We start from the raw sequence: 17,998 nt of genomic DNA, 5'->3' as shown, positions 1-17,998 counted from the left end.
CTTTAAATCGCCCTATCAACGATTTAAAGTCACCTTTTTTGAAAATACTCATAATTCTATTCTAAGAAATCTTTTAAACGCTTACTACGACTTGGGTGTCTTAGTTTACGAAGTGCTTTCGCCTCAATTTGTCGAATACGTTCACGCGTTACACCGAAAACCTTCCCAACCTCTTCAAGTGTACGTGTGCGCCCATCGTCTAAACCAAAACGTAAACGTAAAACATTCTCTTCACGGTCAGTTAATGTATCCAATACATCTTCCAATTGCTCTTTAAGAAGTTCATAAGCAGCATGCTCTGAAGGAGATGTTGCATCTTGATCCTCTATAAAGTCCCCAAGATGAGAATCATCCTCTTCACCGATTGGTGTTTCTAACGACACAGGTTCTTGTGCGATTTTTAGGATTTCTCTAACTTTATCAGGTGTTAAATCCATATCTTCAGCTATTTCTTCAGGTGATGGTTCACGACCTAAATCCTGTAATAATTGTCTTTGGACTCGGATTAGTTTATTGATTGTTTCCACCATATGCACTGGGATACGAATCGTACGTGCCTGATCGGCAATAGCACGGGTAATTGCCTGTCTGATCCACCATGTTGCGTACGTACTAAACTTATACCCTTTACGGTAATCAAATTTTTCAACTGCTTTTATCAAGCCCATGTTTCCTTCTTGGATAAGATCTAGGAATAACATGCCTCGACCCACATATCTCTTCGCAATACTTACTACAAGACGTAGGTTAGCTTCTGCGAGGCGACGTTTTGCTTCTTCATCGCCTTCCTCAATACGTTTAGCTAATTGAATTTCCATTTCACCAGAAAGAAGATCGACTCGACCAATTTCTTTAAGGTACATACGTACTGGATCATTTATTTTAACACCAGGAGGAACACTTAAATCATTTAAATCAAATTCTTCTTCCTTGGATAATTCTTGTATATTTGGATTTTCATCCTCATCTGTTTCAGAAAGTACCTCTACACCTTGCTCACCCAAGTATTCAAGAAACTCATCTAACTGATCAGATTCAAGCTCAAAACCTGAGAGACGGTCACTTACCTCATCATAAGTAAGTACTCCGCGCTTTTTACCTTTCTCAAGTAACTGTTCTTTTACTTGGTCTATGCTTAATTCATTATCAATGTCTTTGGAACGAGCTGATTTATCAGCCATTTGTTCCCCTCCTTCCAAACTTTCACCACATAACAACCTATATAAAAAATTTATAATTTAAGAATTTCATTAGCGATTGAAGCAGCCTTAAGATAGTCGCCTTTTTTTATCGCTTCGTCTCTTTCCGCTTCTTTTTCTTTTATGATTAGCATCTTTTTATATTTCAAAACGGAATTTATATAATCATTTAATTCTCGGTCTGTAACCTCATCATTGACAGACATCATTTCTATTTCGGAAAGAATTCTCCGTAAATCAACATCTGGTATGGTGTTCATCAGTAAGCTTGCATCTGGATTCTCATATTTTTCATAATAAGCATAAATATAAGCAATGATAGCTTGATGTTCATCAATGTTCAGGTCTATTCCCTGAAGGAGATTCGATATTTTAAAGAATGTATCCTTACTTTGCAACATGTGGGCGATCAATAGTCTTTCAGCCTTCATATAAGCTGGTTTTAATTTATGCTCATATTGCAAAGGTGCTTGTGTTTGTATGTCTACTGTGTTTGCAACAGCTATATTGCCTTTCTTTCTCTCTGAAAAGAAGATTTTTTTCTGCTGCTGTAATAAAGAATCCAAAGATAATGTGAACTCTGTTGAAAGCTGTCGTAAATAGTGCTCTCTTTCAACCTCATTCTTAATTTTAACTATTTCTTTTTGAACCTCTTGTATATACGAAAGCCGGTCGCCCTCATTGTTTAGATTCTTACCCCTTCGCAAATATTTCATTTTAAAAGCAATATAAGTCAGACTATTTCCAATTACTTCTTGCGCGAAACTTTGTGCACCGTATTTTTTTATATAGTCGTCAGGGTCTAAACCGTCAGGCATGACTGCTATGGTTACATTCATGCCGGATTCAATAATCGTTTTTGCGGCTTTATTTGCCGCCTCAATTCCGGCAGAATCCGAATCATAGCAAATCAGAATTTCATTTGTATTCCTTTTTAATAATGCAAGGTGATCGTCTGTTAATGCCGTTCCCATAGTGGCTATTACATTTTCTACACCGGCCATGGAAGCAGTGATGGTATCAGCGAAGCCCTCCATCAAAACAGCTCTTTCTTTCTTTCTTATTTGAGACCTTGCCAAATGGAAATTATATAGGATGTTGCTTTTATGAAAGATTGGCGTTTCAGGACTATTTAAATATTTGGGCTCATCGTCCCCTAATGACCTTCCTGAAAAAGCAATCGTATTACCTTTTGTATCAAAGATAGGGAACATGATTCTATTTCTAAATCTATCGAAGTATTTTCCTTCCCGATCACTCTTTATGATCAATCCGGATTCCTCCAACAAACTTTCATCAAAACCCCTTTTGGTTAGGAACTTATAAACGAAATCCCATGAACCAAGTGAGTAACCTAATTGGAATTTCTCAATTGCTTCTTCAGTAAAACCTCTTTGAAGCAAGTATTCCAATGCATTCTCACCCTCTTTTGTGTTTACTAACAAATGATGGTAAAATTTACGTAATAACTCATGAGCCTCCATCATTTTGTAAAAAGGCGAGGAATCTTGTTGGCTTGAATCAGATTGATTCAATACAATATCCAGCGGGACATTAGCTTTTTCTGACAGCTTTTTAGCAGCCTCTAGAAAACTAAGCCCTTCTATATCCATGAGGAACGTAAAGATATTTCCTCCGGCTCCACATCCAAAACAATGAAAAATTTGTTTTTCTGGCGCCACTGAAAAAGATGGTGAGTTTTCACCATGAAAAGGACAAAGGCCGAAATAATTTCGCCCTTGTTTTTTGAGCTGAACGTATTCGCTAACCAAATCCACGATATCGACAGCATTACGAATTTGATTTAATTGTTCTTCTGATATACGTGTATTTGACATATCATCACCATTCACTTATTGAGGTGATACTTTTAATTCATACCTCTTTAATTCAATAAAGCTTAAAGAATTCCTGCATGATTCGACAAGATTTTTAATAAGTTTTGAGAAAAAACTTTTCTATCTTCACTGGTGAATGCTTTTGGGCCTTTAGAATGTTTTCCACTTCGCCTATTTTTGGCAGAAATATGCCTTAATGCAAGCATGGATTGAATATTGAAATCATCGTATTCTATTCCCTTTGGGGAAATCACATAAACCCTTTTTCCCAGTAAACCCGCCGCTAGCCCAATATCTGCTGTAATGCAAATATCAAAGGATTGTACATGGTTCATTATGTAGAGATCGGCTGCTTCCTTATCCCAGTCGACGTATACCCACCTTCCTTCGGTTGGTTCTTTCATACTGTTCTTTATCGAAGCTACAAATACCGTTTCAAGATTGTATATCTTTGCACAATCATTGATTTCACTTTTAACTGGACATGCATCAGCATCAATGTAAATCACAGGCTTTCTCATCATACACAATAATTCTCCATGATTCCTCATAATCCTTCTTTTCCAAATGGAAGTTTAAGGGTACAAGAAATGTCGAATTTTTTTCACTACTCTTACTTGACTTTCTCACAGTTTATAGTTTATTCCTTAATTATTAAGTCTAAACCTAAATATTTTATTTTTATCACAATTTTTTATTATAGAACAAGTTATTTCAAATTGCTATATACTTTTTATAAAAAAATCATTTAAAAAAGATATATCAAAAAACTAATTGAACAATCTGAAATTAATGCTATCCAACAAAAAAAGCACCTAAGTGCTTTTTTTACTTTTTTTGTATAAGATTTATGATGGTATTGGCAGTTTCTTCGACTGCTTTATTCGTTACATCGATGACTGGACACTTCAATCTTCCAATGATTCCCTCAAAATAATCGAGTTCCTCTTTGATTCTTTCCATATTCGCATATATAGCATGATCGCCTAAACCCAAAGATTTCAATCGTTCTTTACGTATATTATTCAATTTCTCAGGCATGATTTTCAACCCTATACATTTTTCGGGAGGAACTAGGAAAAGCTCTTCTGGAGGTTCAACTTCAGGTACCAGTGGAACATTCGCAACTTTATAGCGTTTATGGGCTAAATATTGAGATAATGGTGTCTTGGATGTCCTTGAAACTCCTACCAGTACGATATCAGCTCTTAGAATCCCACGTGGATCACGGCCATCATCGTATTTTACAGCGAATTCAATAGCTTCGACTCGTTTGAAATAATCATCATCCAATTTACGAACTAAACCTGGTTCATGAACTGGCTGTAGGTTAAACCTTTGTTGAAGTGTATCCATTAATGGACCAATGATATCAAATGCAAATATATTCTCTTTGTTAGACTGTAACTTCATATATTCTCTTATCCTAGGTCTTACAAGAGTGTATGCTATGAGTGCTTTATTCAGCTTCGCAAGTGAGATGACTTCGTCAACATTGGCTTCGTCCTCGACATATGGAATTCTTCTAATGGAAAAATCAGAGCCAATAAATTGGCTGATTGCAGCTTTTGTGACAAGTTCGGCAGTTTCACCGACTGAATCGGAAACAACATAAATAATAGGTGATTCCATAAGATATACTCCCCCACATCTATTACAGATCCTCTGTAGCTAACGCCACAAAAGCTTTCGTAATATTTGTTTTCGTTATTCTACCTGTTACTTCATAGCCTTTATCAACTTTTTTCACAACAGGCAAGGCATCAATTTGCTTTTCGATTAATTTTTTTGCTACGTCGATCATCAAGTCATCTTTTTCACACATGGCGATGTTTGGCATGCGTGTCATAATGATATTGACCGGTATACTAGAAAGTTCTTGTTTTCCAATACTGGCTCTCAGCAAATCCTTCCTTGAAAGAACTCCTACAAGAAACGACTGTTGATCTACTACAAATAATGTCCCCACATCTTCTAAAAACATCATGCAGATTGCATCATAGACTGAAATGCTATCATTTATTACAACGGGAATCGATTGATAATCCCTGACATGAATATTTTTAAGATTGTCAGTTAATAATTGAGTGCCAGACTTTCCAGAATAGAAGTATCCTACTCTAGGTCTTGCATCTAAATAACCTGCCATTGTAAGAATAGCTAAATCTGGTCTAAGGGTTGCCCTCGTTAAGTTTAGTTGATCAGCGATAGCTTCACCAGTTATGGGACCTTGATCTTTAACAATTTGCAGGATTATCTCCTGTCTTTTATTCAGTTCGATAATATTCACCACCCAACTACACATCGCATAATTACGTCATACTATATATGAATATTATAACCTTTTTATTTATTGCTGCAAATTTATCTTATTAAAAGAAATTAAAAAAGAGGTGAAAAAGTAAGGAAATCTTCATTCCTTCTTTTCACCTCTTTTTTAGGCTAATTTCGTATAGATTGTCGTTTTTAGACTATAAAGTGTCCATTGATTGAAGCGAGAGACACTTATTTTCGCTGGGAAGGGTGTGAGCCTTCTCTATGTTACCGCCTGAGGGGGGCAACTACTTCCCTCATTTTCCCGCAGGACATTGAATATGCTTCTTCGAATGAACACCGCACGAAGAAAATGCGAATGCATTTTAGAGGAGTCAAATATGCCCTCCGCTACAATCAAATCAGATATTTAAAGTTACAACAAACATTTCGAAAATTGCTTTTTTATTATGCAGTTAAAATCTTATTCATTGCTGCAAAGCTAGAAATAGTCATGCTCATTACATGCATGAAGGATAAACGATTATTACGTATTTCTTCATTTTCAGCCATAACCATTGTATGCTCAAAATAATTCTCAATTGGTTCCTTCAAAGTCAGTAAAAGTCGATATTTTTGTTCTTCATTTTCAGCAGAATAATACTCATTTTTCACAGATTCAAAAGCTTGATATAAGCCCTTCTCATATTCATTATCGAATAAATCCGGGTTCACATCAGTAGTAACTGTCCTTTTAACTGCAATATTCATGACCCTACTTAGTGCTTCCATGCTTCCTTTAAAATCCGGTGCATTTTTTTGCTCTTCCAGAACTTGTGCCTTTTCAACCAGAGTATGGATGTGCCCCATTTCATTTTCAAGCATTGCGTCAATTAAATCATAACGGATGCCTTTCTCGCTCAGTAAATGCTTAACTCTTGCCTTAAAGAAAGAGATAAGATTTTCATATACATCGGACAGGTCATTCTTCAATAGACCACTTTCCTCAGCCAAGCCTAAGCTAAGTTTTAGCAGTTGTTCAATCGTAATGGACCAACGTTTCTCTAAAAGGATTTGAACGATTCCACTAGCTTGTCTACGTAATGCATAAGGGTCTTGTGATCCAGTAGGAATGATCCCTATAGCAAAGCAGGATACAATGGTATCCAGTTTTTCTGCAATGCTCACAAGTGCTCCTACTGTGCCGTGAGGAATAGAGTCTTCAGCATGTCTCGGCATATAATGCTCGTTAATTGCAACTGCGACTTCCTCTTCCTCCCCTTTCATACGCGCATAGCGCTCACCCATATAACCTTGAAGTTCAGGAAATTCATATACCATATTTGTAACTAAATCAAACTTACTTATTTGTGCAGCTCGATCAGTTAATTTCAATTTAGCTTCAGAGATATTTTGTGCTCTACCTATTTGACCAGCAAGCGATCTTACACGTTCAACTTTTTGAGCAATCGTTCCAATTTCCTCGTGGTAGACGATTGTTTCAAGCTTTTTAAGAGAAGCTTCGATCGTTGATTTTTGGTCTTCACGATAGAAGAATGCAGCATCCGCAAGACGGGCGCGTAGCACTTTTTCATTTCCTTTTGCTACGATTTCCAGTCCTTGATCATTTCCATTACGTACTGTCACGAAATGAGGCAGTAGCTTCCCTTCATTATCTTTTACAGGGAAATAGCGTTGGTGTTCTTTCATGGACGTGATTAATACTCGATCTGGTAATTCTAGAAATTCTTCTTCGAAAGATCCAAATAACGCTGTAGGAAATTCAACTAAGTTATTTACTTCTTCTAATAAGTCCTCATCGACTGGAATTGTCCATCCGTTTTTTGTTTCCAAAGCTTTCAGCTGTGAAAGGATCATACTTTTTCTTTTTTCAGAATCTACAATAACAAACTGCTCTTCTAACTGTTGTTCATATGCACTAGGAGAATCTACCACAACCGTTTCTCCAAGGAAACGATGACCCTGAGTTACTTTACCTGATTCTACTGTTGTAATAGACATTGGGATGATATCCTGGCCAAACAAAGCGACGATCCACTTGATTGGACGTACATAACGCATTTCTTGATTGGCCCATCGCATGTTCTTAGGGAATGTTAACCCAGTAACAACTTCCTTCAATTCCGGAAGCAACTCCACTACTTGCTGACCCTTAGTGAACTTTATGACGTGCGCGTAATCGATACCGTTAATTTCTTTAAAGAAAATATCTTCAACCGATACTCCTTGCCCTCTTGTGAAACCAATAGCAGCTTTTGACCAGTTCCCTTCAGCATCAAGGGCAATTTTTTTCGCTGGACCTTTTGCCTCTTCTGTATTATCTTCTTGAGTCTCTACTACAGCTTTAATTACTAGTGCCAATCGGCGAGGAGTAGAAAATGTTTTTACGGAGTGAAATGAAATCTTTTTCTCAGAAAGCCAATTTTCTACCTTAGTAGCAAATTGATTTATAGATGCAGTGACTACCTTTGCAGGCATTTCTTCTAATCCGATTTCTATCAATAGATCACGATTACTCATTAGTGTCCTCTCCCTTCTTGTTTAAGATTGGGAAGCCAAGCTTTTCCCGTTCATCATAAAAGGTTTTTGCAACTTTACGAGCGAGGTTACGGCATCTAGCTATATAACCTGTTCTTTCTGTTACCGAAATAGCCCCTTTTGCGTCCAGTAAATTGAATGTATGAGAACACTTTAATACATAATCATAAGCAGGATGGACAAGTCCCTCTTCCATCTGTCGATGAGCTTCTTTTTCATAAATTGAAAACAACGAGAAAAGCATGTCTGTATCCGAAGTTTCAAATGTATATTTCGAATGCTCAAACTCAGGCTGTCCAAAAATATCTCGAATAGTAAACCCCTCTGTCCATTCCAGATCAAATACATTTTCCTTGTCTTGGATATAAGAAGCTAGTCTTTCGATACCATATGTAATCTCTACAGAGACTGGTCTACATTCCAATCCTCCAACTTGTTGGAAGTAAGTAAATTGAGTAATTTCCATCCCATCAAGCCAGACTTCCCATCCAAGTCCCGCACAACCTAGAGATGGATTCTCCCAGTTGTCTTCTACGAAACGGATATCATGTTCTAAAGGATTGATGCCTAGTGCTCTTAATGAATCCAAATAGAGCTCCTGGATGTTGTCAGGTGATGGCTTCATAATTACTTGGAATTGATGATGTTGATAAAGACGGTTTGGATTTTCTCCGTAACGTCCGTCAGCAGGTCGTCTGGATGGCTCCACATATGCCACATTCCAAGGTTCTGGTCCAATGGCGCGTAGGAACGTATAAGGACTCATCGTTCCGGCACCTTTTTCTGTGTCATAAGCCTGCATAAGAATGCATCCATGATCGGACCAATGCTTTTGCAAAGTTAATATCATGTTTTGAATATTCATAAAGCACCTCCAAATATTTTTAGGTAAAAATTACACAAGTGGCGAGTCATGAAAACGTTATTTGCTCTAATACTCTCAGCTTTCAATCAGCAGTCAACATATTCCATTGATGGCAATTAATCTGTAAAGTAGAACAAAAAAACTCCCATCACTATGCATAAGCATAGGGACGAGAGTTTACCCGCGGTTCCACCCTATTTGCCGTCAATAGACGACCTCTTTTGCCTGAGTAACAGGCTTCATTTGCTCTGGAATGCCCTTCCCTGTTGTCCTATACCCTGGCTTACACCATCCCAGGTTCGCTTTTATAGAATCGACAGGTACTCCTTTCCTTCGTCGCAACTATTTTAATACTAAGGATTGTATACAACTCATAGATGAATGTCAACTTTTAGCCACCATTTTTTATTTAAAACAAGCCTTTCAGTTGATCCATTTGTTTTAAGAATTTCTTTGATTTTAATTGAACCCCTGCATATTCATCATAATAAGCATCCAATATGACTCTTAATTGTGCCTTCGTCTCGTCTTTCAATGAAATATTGCCTAATCTATTCAAGTCGAAATAATAAAACAAACGAAGTAATCTAACAATCTGCTGTGAAATTTTTTTATGATAAGGATCCTTTTCCAAGCATCTATGACACAAGAAGCCGCCTTCCTTTATCGAAAAAGAAAACTCACCTTCTGTTGCACCACATACTGCACAATGGTCTAAAATCGGCTTTAAGCCGAATAAAGGCAATAGTTTCATTTCAAAAATAAAAGCTAGAATTTCAGGATCATATCCTTCATCTATGTAATGTAATGTCTGATATAACAATTCAAATAAAAAAGGATTGGGCTTCTTGTCCTCCGTAGCCTTATCAAGCAATTCAACCACAAAAGAAGCATATGCGGTTGCTACAATGTCTTCTCTGATATGACGAAACGAATCAATCGATTCCCCTTGATTTAGGCTTCCTAAACCAGTTGAAGACTGAAAGAGAAAATACCCATAGTAAAATAATTGAGTGACGGAAGAGAGCCTACTATTTGGCTTGTTTGCCCCTCTTGCCATCACTCCGACTTTACCCATTTCTCTTGAGTAAATAGTTATAATTTTATTATTTTCTCCATAGTCTGTCCGGCGAATGACAATGCCTTCACATTTTTGCAACAAGACAAGCCACCTTCCATCCAGCCAGATATCTTATTAGGAGATTGGAAAATCCATTTCTGCTAGCTCTTCCTGAATTAATTCGGGTCCATCTTGTCTCTCCACTTGTAGCTCTTTAAACAGTAAATAGGTGTCAATATTACCTGTCTGAGAAAAAACCTTCCAAGTAAAATCTAACATGTTAAGCCCACCTTTCGTGTAAAACTAGCATGTAAATCCCAAACCTTAAGATTATCTTGACCGATGTTTTAAATTTTCATGAGATACAATTTTTGTAAATAGCCAAGTTTCAAGAAGAATGGTACTTTCACTAAACACGAATAGTCAGAACAAAAGATTTTGCTCTTTTAAACTAGCCTGTTGATTGCAGCGAGAGGATGCTCACTTTCCACGGGGCGGCCGATGAGCATTCTCTACGCCTTACACCTGTGGGATCTCACCTGTTCCGCTGCTCCTGCAGGACATTGAATAAACATCCTTGAATTACACCGCACGAAGGAAATGCGAATGTAATTTCGAGGAGTCTCGCACCTTCCGCTCCAATCAACCAAGTGCCAAATCAACAATTAGTATCAAAAAGCTACAATTAATACTCATCTTCTCTAAATCCATAATCACGTAATTGGGACATCTTGTTGCGCCAATCCTTTTGGACCTTGACCCATAATTCCAGATAAACCTTAGACCCTAATAATTGCTCAATATCCTTTCGAGCACGCAGCCCAATTTCTTTGAGCATTTTCCCTTGCTTTCCAATCACAATACCTTTCTGGGAATCACGCTCGATTACAATCGTAGCCATGACATGAATTTTTTCACTGTCATCCGCTTTTTTAATTGATTCGATAGTGACGGCAATTGAATGAGGAACTTCTTCTCTTGTAAGGTGTAGGGCCTTTTCTCGAATTAATTCTGAAATGATAAATCGCTCAGGATGGTCTGTTACTTGGTCTGCTGGATAATATTGTGGTCCTTCAGGCAATAATTCCTTAATTTGGGTTAATAGTGTATCTACATTATTACCCTCTAAAGCAGAAATCGGGACAACTGCCTTAAAGTCAAATTGTTCCTTATACTTTTCAATAAGAGGCAACAATGTGTCAGGATGAACTTGATCTATTTTATTAATGACTAGAAAAACTGGTGTCTTGACCGTTTTTAATTTTTCAATTATGAATTCATCTCCACGACCCCACCCTTCCTCTGCATTTATCATAAATAGAATTAAATCAACTCCCTTTAAGGTGTTGGTAGCAACCTTCATCATGAAGTCCCCAAGCTTATGCTTTGGTTTGTGAATACCAGGTGTATCGATAAAAACCATTTGTGCATCATTTATTGTCAATACACCCTGTACTTTATTCCTTGTTGTTTGCGGTTTATCACTCATGATAGCAATCTTTTGTCCGATAACCCGATTTAGAAAAGTAGATTTCCCAACGTTAGGTCGTCCAATGATTGAAATAAATCCTGATTTATAACTTTGTTTAGTTGTCATGTAATCCTCCGGTGAAATTGGTCATGATATTTTTAATGTTAAAGTTTTTGCCATCATTTTTACTAGTTAATATGACCAAAGGGGATGTAAATTTATTTTACATTAATTTCCTTGTCCAATGTTGAATGTAGCAAAAGTGTAATATTTTTGTCAGAATTTTCTAACAATATTTTTCATTCCACTTGAAAGCACTTATAGACCTTTAACATGGATTAGTCTACCATATTTTATAAATAACGATAAATTTTAGGCAAGAAAATAATACAGCCGATAATGACAGAATAGAGTGCATAAATAAGCACGGCACCTGCAGCCACATCTTTGGCAATCTTTGCAAGCGGATGCCGCTTTTCAGTTACTAAGTCTACTGTATTCTCAATGGCCGTATTAATTAATTCTAATGATAAAGTCCCTGCAATCGCAGACAAAATGAATAACCATTCTATGATTGATAAGGATAGCATGGATCCTAAGATTATGGTTAGAACAGTTACAAAAACATGTATCTGCATATTACGTTCATTTTTCACTGTATGGAAAATACCGGATATGGCAAAGCCAAAACTATGAAATAATCTATTTTGATCATGTTTATTATCTTTGTAGTCCATAAGCATCCAATATTTCCTTTTGTTTAGAGAACATCTTTTTCTCATCAGCTTCAGTCATATGATCGTAGCCAAGTAAATGCAGGAATCCATGAAGTGCCAAAAAGCCGAGTTCTCGTTCGAAGGTATGTCCATAATCCTCCGCCTGTTCCTTCGTCCGATCAATGGAAATGATGATATCCCCCAAAACTCTAGGCATTTCCATCCCAACAATTTGTATTTCGTCCTCCCCCAGTTCTTCCATTGCGAAAGAAATGACATCGGTAGGGGCGTCTTTTCCACGGTACTCTTTGTTGATTTCCCTAATTTGCTCATTGTTTACAAAAGTAATCGAAATTTCCGTCTCGGGTCCGATATTTTCATTTTCAGCAGCAAACAGTAAAACTCTACTAACAAGGTCCATATCTTTTTCTTCTACCTGACTTGTCTCATCAGTGAAATCTATATTCAATCTCACAGTTTATCACCCTTCTTTTGGTTCGTATTATTAAACTCTGGATACTCGATACGTGAATGGAAGATTCCATTCATTGTTTCACACAATGACTTTTCAACGATATTCAATTCCTTCATCGTAATATCACATTCATCAAATTGCTCGTCCTTAAGACGGTCTTGAATAATGCTTTTCACTAGCTTTTTAATAGTGTCAGGTGTTGGCTGTTTCAATGAACGGACTGCCGCTTCTACACTATCTGCAATACCGACAATTGCCGTTTCTTTTGTCTGTGCCTTTGGACCAGGATAACGATATTCTATTTCACTAACATTTTCTCCATCATTAACCGCTTTATGATAAAAGAACTTCAATAATGTGGTTCCATGATGCTGTTCAGCGATATCGATTATTTCCTGCGGCATTTTATATCTTCTTAACATCTTCCCTCCATCTACAGCATGTGCAACAATGATGTCCTTGCTTGTAGCCGGTGCCAGCCTATCATGTGGGTTTTCTATATTCATTTGATTTTCAATAAAGAACTGTGGTCTTTTCGTCTTTCCAATATCATGATAATAACAGCCTACACGCGCCAATAATCCATTCGCACCTATTGCCTCACAGGCTGCCTCTGCTAAATTCGCAACCATTACACTGTGATGATAGGTTCCAGGTGCCTCAGTAAGGATCTTTCTTAGCAATGGATGATTTGGGTTGGATAATTCAATCAACTTAATAGTGGAGATAATACCAAACCCTGCTTCAAAAAACGGCAACAGCCCAATGGTCAGTACAGAAGAAACAAGTCCTGAAACAAATGCTGCCAGTGTATAGAAGGCATATTCCATATTACTGAATTGTACATCCATGATAAATAATATTGAAAAAATGATCGTTAAGTTCACTAACGATAAAAGTAGGCCAGCCTGTAAGATTTTCGAACGGAAGTTTCGGGTTGATAATAACAAAATTCCCGCCAAACCACTTAAAAGCACATAAATTCCAATAACGTAATTAAGCTGGCTCGTTGTACCTACATTAAATATGAGAGTTGCAAAAAGACTCATCACAATTGTGAATGCAGTCGCAAATCGATCATTTAAAAGAATCTTGACAAGCATCGCTCCCATAGCCGCAGGGAAGAAGTAGCCTGATTCAATTAAATCATTCTTAGTGAAAAGGCTAAGGGTTTTCATGATAATGATAGCTAACATAAACACTAAGCTAAAAATAAGAAGCTGAGTCGTTTTATTATTTTCACCATCTTCATCAACATAGTTTTGGAAGTAATGATACAAGGCCCCCATTAATAAAAACAGGAAGGAACCCAATCCAATAAAAGGAAAAATGGAATTATTCGTATCCAACAATCCCGTTAATTCAAGTTGTCGATATATTTCACGATCAACTAGCTGCCCTTGTTCTACGATGACTTGTCCCTGTAAAATTCTTACGGGTTCAACACTTTCGATAGCATTTTGTCTTGCTTCCTCTGTTTTATCACGGTCCAAGAAATAATTTTGCGTAACAACAAATCTTCCTAATTCTATGGAAGCTCTTCTTAATTCTGAATTCAAACTTGTGTATTGCAATTGTTGTTCAACGTTCTTTTTGGCATTTTCTACTTCATCTGCAGAAACTTGGTTACTCATTACAGTATTTACGGCAGTTAAGGTTGCATCTTGTGCTGTTTGCAGGTCTGAAGGCTTTGCCATAATCATTGAACGATAAGCCCAGTCAGGTATAGATTTATTTATGTCTTCAGTCATTTTATTCTTCACAGAATTCAACTGTTCATCAACCGTTGGTATCTTAGCATCCGGTAACTTTGTGGATTCTTCTGTCGCCTGTGCATTTAGTTGATTAATTTTTTCTTGTTGTTCTAAAAGGTTCTCTTTTTCAGCTTGAACCTCTTTAACAGCATCAAAGATAGATGTTAGTAAGTCGAGACGATTTTGTGTAACCTCCCTTTTTAAGACATATTCATCAGGGACTTGCTTAAGAATATTCTGTTTCTCTAATTCTGTCTTCTCTATATCTTCGATTGTTTTGGGAGCACGAATGGTTTGAGGAGATGCCTCAAGGAGTCGGACATCCACTTTCTCAGGCTTAACATTGTTATACATAAGAATAAAAGAGAATAGGCCTAGTATTAAAAATAACAGCATTTGAAAAAACCTATTTTGAAGCAGGTTTTTCGTTTTCTCTATCAATATCGTTAAATCCATTTTGACCTCCCATACTTGCAAACCATTGCTTTTTTCTATAGGTAGGATGCTATATGTACTTTCTAAAAATCATAACAGTTTTTGGGACAAGTTTCATCCTTAAAAAGAAAAGACCCTAAACGACTAGATATTTAATCAAGAGCTTTTAACTCTTTTTTATTATTTATGTTAGAAAACCCGCCAATTGGCGAGCTAAAGGTGAAGACAATTTGGAGGTTGCCCATGTACTTTATTCCTAGAATTGACTATTGCCTAGATTCTCTGTTCTTCCAACCCATTCACAGTTTCTAAAAGTGCAAAAAAATTCGCTGGGTAATCCAGCGAATTTTTTTATTGCTCTATTTTATCGTATGCCTGTATAATACGTCCGACTAACGGATGTCTTACTACATCGCTATGCTCCATATAGATAAAGCGGAGACCATTTACTTCTTTTAGAATTTCTTCTACTGCGACTAGTCCTGATTTTACACCTCTAGGAAGGTCAATTTGTGATTTGTCACCTGTAATGACCATTTTCGAACCAAAACCAAGCCTCGTTAAAAACATCTTCATTTGTGCATGTGTCGTATTTTGTGCCTCATCGAGAATAACGAATGCATCATCCAACGTTCTTCCCCTCATATAGGCTAGCGGAGCTATTTCGATAATGCCCCTTTCAAGCAATCTTGCCGTTTGATCCAATCCTAAAACATCATGAAGTGCATCATACAATGGACGTAAGTAAGGATCCACTTTCTCTTTCAAATCACCTGGTAAAAATCCTAGGCTTTCACCAGCCTCAACTGCAGGTCTTGTTAGGATGATTTTTTTCACTGCACCGTTCTTCAGTGCAGTGACTGCCATGACGACAGCTAAGTAAGTCTTTCCTGTCCCTGCAGGACCGATTCCAAATACCAAATCATTGTTCTTTATGGCCTGGATGTAATGTTTTTGTCCAAGTGTTTTAATTCGAATACTTTTTCCTTTTGCATTTTTGGCAATTTCTTCTTCATATATTTCATGAAAGTACTCTAGTGTACCCCTTTTAGATAATTGAATTGCATATGTGACGTCGCGGGAACTAATGGCAATTCCCTTTCTGATGACTTGTAGCAAAGCAGCAATAATTTTGTACGCTTGCTCAGCTGAAGATAATTCCCCTCCAATAGAAATGGATTCTCCCCTAGTAATGATGGTTACGTCCAATTCTTCTTCAAGGACTTTTAAATTCGAGTCTGAAATACCCAATAATGATAATGCTTCATTTGGGGATTCAAGCTGTAAATTTAACATCTTCTGATCTTCTGTCATTACTCAGTCTCCTTGGATGATGGGTTGCCCAATCGCTATATTTTCGATTACCTGATAATGGATTAATAAATTAACTTTACCATTATCAATGCTTTCGTGCAAAATTTTTTCTCCAATGATTTTGGCATCAGATGGAATGACTTTAGAAAGATCTTGCTTTGCCATACGAATTCCTTGCTTAATTGCTTCATCCTTTTTATATTCTCTCGTAACCTCTTCTTTATCCCGGATCACTTTTTTAGAATAAGAAATTGGAAGTTTCCATTTAAGAAAAGAAAATGGTTTTACTGTAACATCAGTCTCAAATTGAGGATAATCCACTTTTTTAAAGCCCCAAACCGGTACTTCAAAACCATAGATAGTAATGTAGTGCTTAGTTTGTTCTTTACCTGAAAAAACAGAGAAGGTACTTTTGAGCGGAACTTCAATACTTGTTTTGTACCATGTTTCACCCATAATTTCACCTTTAGCCGACACAATTTCAGGATTCTTTTCATTTCCATAAATGCCAGACACCAACAATTGCCCTTTTTGTACATAATCATTGATTGAAACAACGGCTTGGCCCTTTTCAACAAACAGTTTTCGAATGATTGCTTTCTTGGATGCCACAAGATGTTGCCTTGAAATTTTAGCTGCTTCCTTCGGCTGCTTCTTTTCAACTACCTCAAAATGATAAGTTGTCCCTTTTAACTCCACACCTATCCATGTAATCGCTCCTATCCGGTCAGATAGTTTCCTTTGAATCGTTTCAACGTCATCCAGGAAAAATTGTATTTTGCCAATTTCGACACCCATCTTGTCCAACTCTTGTTTGATTTGATATTCAGTTTCAGGCTTTGCACCCTTGATTTCTATTCCCCATACCATGTTGGACAAAATGAATAAGCTGAGTAGGAAGGAAATAAAACCTAATAAAAAGCCACTATTCTTTAAGAGCCTCTTTGTTAAAAAAGGGGCTCCCTTACGTTGTTTAAAGGTAACCTTACAATCGCTTTTTCTTACAATGGCTCGCAGTTTATGGATATCCTTTAGAGATATATAAAAAATGACGATTTCATTCCCAACCCGTTTAACATTCCAAATCGGTATGTTCCGTCTAACCATTTCATTGATAAACCGTTCGATCCCAATCCCTAGTGCCTTCACTTGTACATATCCTGAAAAAAAGTTTATCCAATGATTCTTCATGGGCCCCTCCTGAGCTACTCATTGATAAATAATACAGATTCAATTTTTCCTTCTAACAATATTTCCTCCGGAAGAATGGTCCTGATGACAAATCCATTACCTTTTACTAAAAGCTGGCCTTGCTTTAACAATAGGCGAATCTCCTTGTCTGAAAAAGCCAACAATCCTCGATGATTTTCTATGTAAATATGAATTTGTCCAATCATTGTGATCCTTGGAAGGTCCATCATGACATCTTTAGGAAGGTCTATCGATTTTTCAACAAGTTGTTTAAATGTTTGCCCCCAATTTCGTGCCATAAAAAAGAACCCCCTTTCATCTCAAATGTATGAAATGAAAAGGGGTTCTAGCACAAATTTTTATTGTTAAGTATTAAAAATTACCTGGTACGGAAATAAGGTTTCTTAGATCTTGGTGGACCTAATACTTCCGAGAGAATAATACCCTCTACTAATTTATTTCTTGAAAATTGTGGTTTAGAAGGTAAATGATCTAAGCGTGTCGGTACTGGGACCTGTATAGGCTTAGGTTCAACCTTAATGAAACTGGGTACCATACCTGAAGAAATTTTTTCTTCTTCCTCGGCTTCTGAATTCGTTTTTTCTTTTAATTTCTTTAGTACTTCTTGATGATACGTAGATATTTCCTTTTTTTGTTCTACCTTTTTTGGTTGGACAGGAAAATAGTCTTCGATTGTAATGTCAGGGATTTTAGCAGGTCTTGATTTCTTTGCAGGAGGTTCAGGTGTAGCCTTAAACCTTTTGAATAACGAGCTAATAAACCCTATCAGAATGATTATAATAAATGGATTACTCGTTAATACCTCTATGAAATCACCCATAGAAAGGAACCTCCTTCCTTAAATCCG

17 protein-coding genes and 1 other annotated feature are annotated in these 17,998 nt (G+C 37.0%); all 17 genes read right to left on the bottom strand.

What is annotated here, in order from left to right:
- Nucleotides 1-56 precede the first annotated feature (56 nt).
- Complete coding sequence (gene rpoD, locus G3O09_RS12960; RefSeq protein WP_163101914.1) at nt 57-1,181, bottom strand: RNA polymerase sigma factor RpoD; 1,125 nt, start codon at nt 1,179-1,181, stop codon at nt 57-59.
- Between the two features lie 50 nt (nt 1,182-1,231).
- Nucleotides 1,232-3,037: a DNA primase gene (gene dnaG / locus G3O09_RS12955; RefSeq protein ID WP_163101913.1), complete on the bottom strand. Its 1,806-nt coding sequence runs from the start codon at nt 3,035-3,037 to the stop codon at nt 1,232-1,234.
- 62 nt (nt 3,038-3,099) lie between these two features.
- Nucleotides 3,100-3,561 (bottom strand): YaiI/YqxD family protein, encoded by a 462-nt coding sequence (locus G3O09_RS12950; protein WP_163101912.1) that lies wholly within the window; start codon nt 3,559-3,561, stop codon nt 3,100-3,102.
- A gap of 304 nt (nt 3,562-3,865) precedes the next feature.
- Nucleotides 3,866-4,669 (bottom strand): pyruvate, water dikinase regulatory protein, encoded by an 804-nt coding sequence (locus G3O09_RS12945; RefSeq protein ID WP_163101911.1) that lies wholly within the window; start codon nt 4,667-4,669, stop codon nt 3,866-3,868.
- 22 nt (nt 4,670-4,691) lie between these two features.
- A complete protein-coding gene (gene ccpN / locus G3O09_RS12940; protein WP_163101910.1) occupies nt 4,692-5,330 on the bottom strand; it encodes a transcriptional regulator CcpN in 639 nt (212 codons plus the stop codon).
- Nucleotides 5,331-5,758: 428 nt separating this feature from the next.
- Nucleotides 5,759-7,831: a glycine--tRNA ligase subunit beta gene (gene glyS, locus G3O09_RS12935; RefSeq protein ID WP_163101909.1), complete on the bottom strand. Its 2,073-nt coding sequence runs from the start codon at nt 7,829-7,831 to the stop codon at nt 5,759-5,761.
- Nucleotides 7,824-8,714 carry a glycine--tRNA ligase subunit alpha gene (gene glyQ, locus G3O09_RS12930; RefSeq protein WP_163101908.1) on the bottom strand — a complete coding sequence of 297 codons (891 nt, stop codon included), beginning with the start codon at nt 8,712-8,714 and terminating at the stop codon, nt 7,824-7,826. Before glyQ ends, glyS begins: the two co-directional genes overlap by 8 nt.
- 162 nt (nt 8,715-8,876) lie before the next feature.
- Nucleotides 8,877-9,060: a binding site (T-box leader), on the bottom strand.
- Between the two features lie 63 nt (nt 9,061-9,123).
- Nucleotides 9,124-9,876, bottom strand: a complete 753-nt coding sequence (recO, locus tag G3O09_RS12925) for a DNA repair protein RecO (RefSeq protein WP_163101907.1) — start codon at nt 9,874-9,876, stop codon at nt 9,124-9,126.
- 33 nt (nt 9,877-9,909) lie between these two features.
- Nucleotides 9,910-10,053 carry a YqzL family protein gene (locus tag G3O09_RS12920; protein ID WP_163101906.1) on the bottom strand — a complete coding sequence of 48 codons (144 nt, stop codon included), beginning with the start codon at nt 10,051-10,053 and terminating at the stop codon, nt 9,910-9,912.
- A 406-nt stretch (nt 10,054-10,459) separates the two neighbouring features.
- The gene (gene era, locus G3O09_RS12915; protein ID WP_163101905.1) at nt 10,460-11,371 is read right to left on the bottom strand and encodes a GTPase Era; all 912 of its coding nucleotides are present in this window, start codon (nt 11,369-11,371) and stop codon (nt 10,460-10,462) included.
- A gap of 227 nt (nt 11,372-11,598) precedes the next feature.
- Entirely contained in the window at nt 11,599-11,982 is a 384-nt protein-coding gene (locus tag G3O09_RS12910; RefSeq protein ID WP_163101944.1) for a diacylglycerol kinase family protein, read from the bottom strand.
- Nucleotides 11,966-12,436: an rRNA maturation RNase YbeY gene (gene ybeY, locus G3O09_RS12905; RefSeq protein ID WP_163101904.1), complete on the bottom strand. Its 471-nt coding sequence runs from the start codon at nt 12,434-12,436 to the stop codon at nt 11,966-11,968. Before ybeY ends, G3O09_RS12910 begins: the two co-directional genes overlap by 17 nt.
- Nucleotides 12,433-14,646, bottom strand: a complete 2,214-nt coding sequence (locus G3O09_RS12900; protein WP_240338423.1) for an HD family phosphohydrolase — start codon at nt 14,644-14,646, stop codon at nt 12,433-12,435. Before G3O09_RS12900 ends, ybeY begins: the two co-directional genes overlap by 4 nt.
- A 330-nt stretch (nt 14,647-14,976) precedes the next feature.
- Nucleotides 14,977-15,939, bottom strand: a complete 963-nt coding sequence (locus G3O09_RS12895; protein ID WP_163101903.1) for a PhoH family protein — start codon at nt 15,937-15,939, stop codon at nt 14,977-14,979.
- Between the two features lie 3 nt (nt 15,940-15,942).
- Nucleotides 15,943-17,130, bottom strand: a complete 1,188-nt coding sequence (yqfD, locus tag G3O09_RS12890; RefSeq protein ID WP_163101902.1) for a sporulation protein YqfD — start codon at nt 17,128-17,130, stop codon at nt 15,943-15,945.
- A gap of 14 nt (nt 17,131-17,144) precedes the next feature.
- Nucleotides 17,145-17,429: a sporulation protein YqfC gene (yqfC, locus tag G3O09_RS12885; protein ID WP_163101901.1), complete on the bottom strand. Its 285-nt coding sequence runs from the start codon at nt 17,427-17,429 to the stop codon at nt 17,145-17,147.
- Between the two features lie 80 nt (nt 17,430-17,509).
- On the bottom strand, nt 17,510-17,971 hold the full coding sequence (locus G3O09_RS12880) for a hypothetical protein (protein WP_163101900.1): 462 nt from the start codon (nt 17,969-17,971) through the stop codon (nt 17,510-17,512).
- Nucleotides 17,972-17,998: the final 27 nt, after the last annotated feature.

This window comes from Peribacillus alkalitolerans (assembly GCF_010882125.1).
GTDB lineage: Bacteria > Bacillota > Bacilli > Bacillales > DSM-1321 > Bacillus_BN > Bacillus_BN alkalitolerans.
This window is presented reverse-complemented; position numbering and strand designations above follow the sequence as displayed.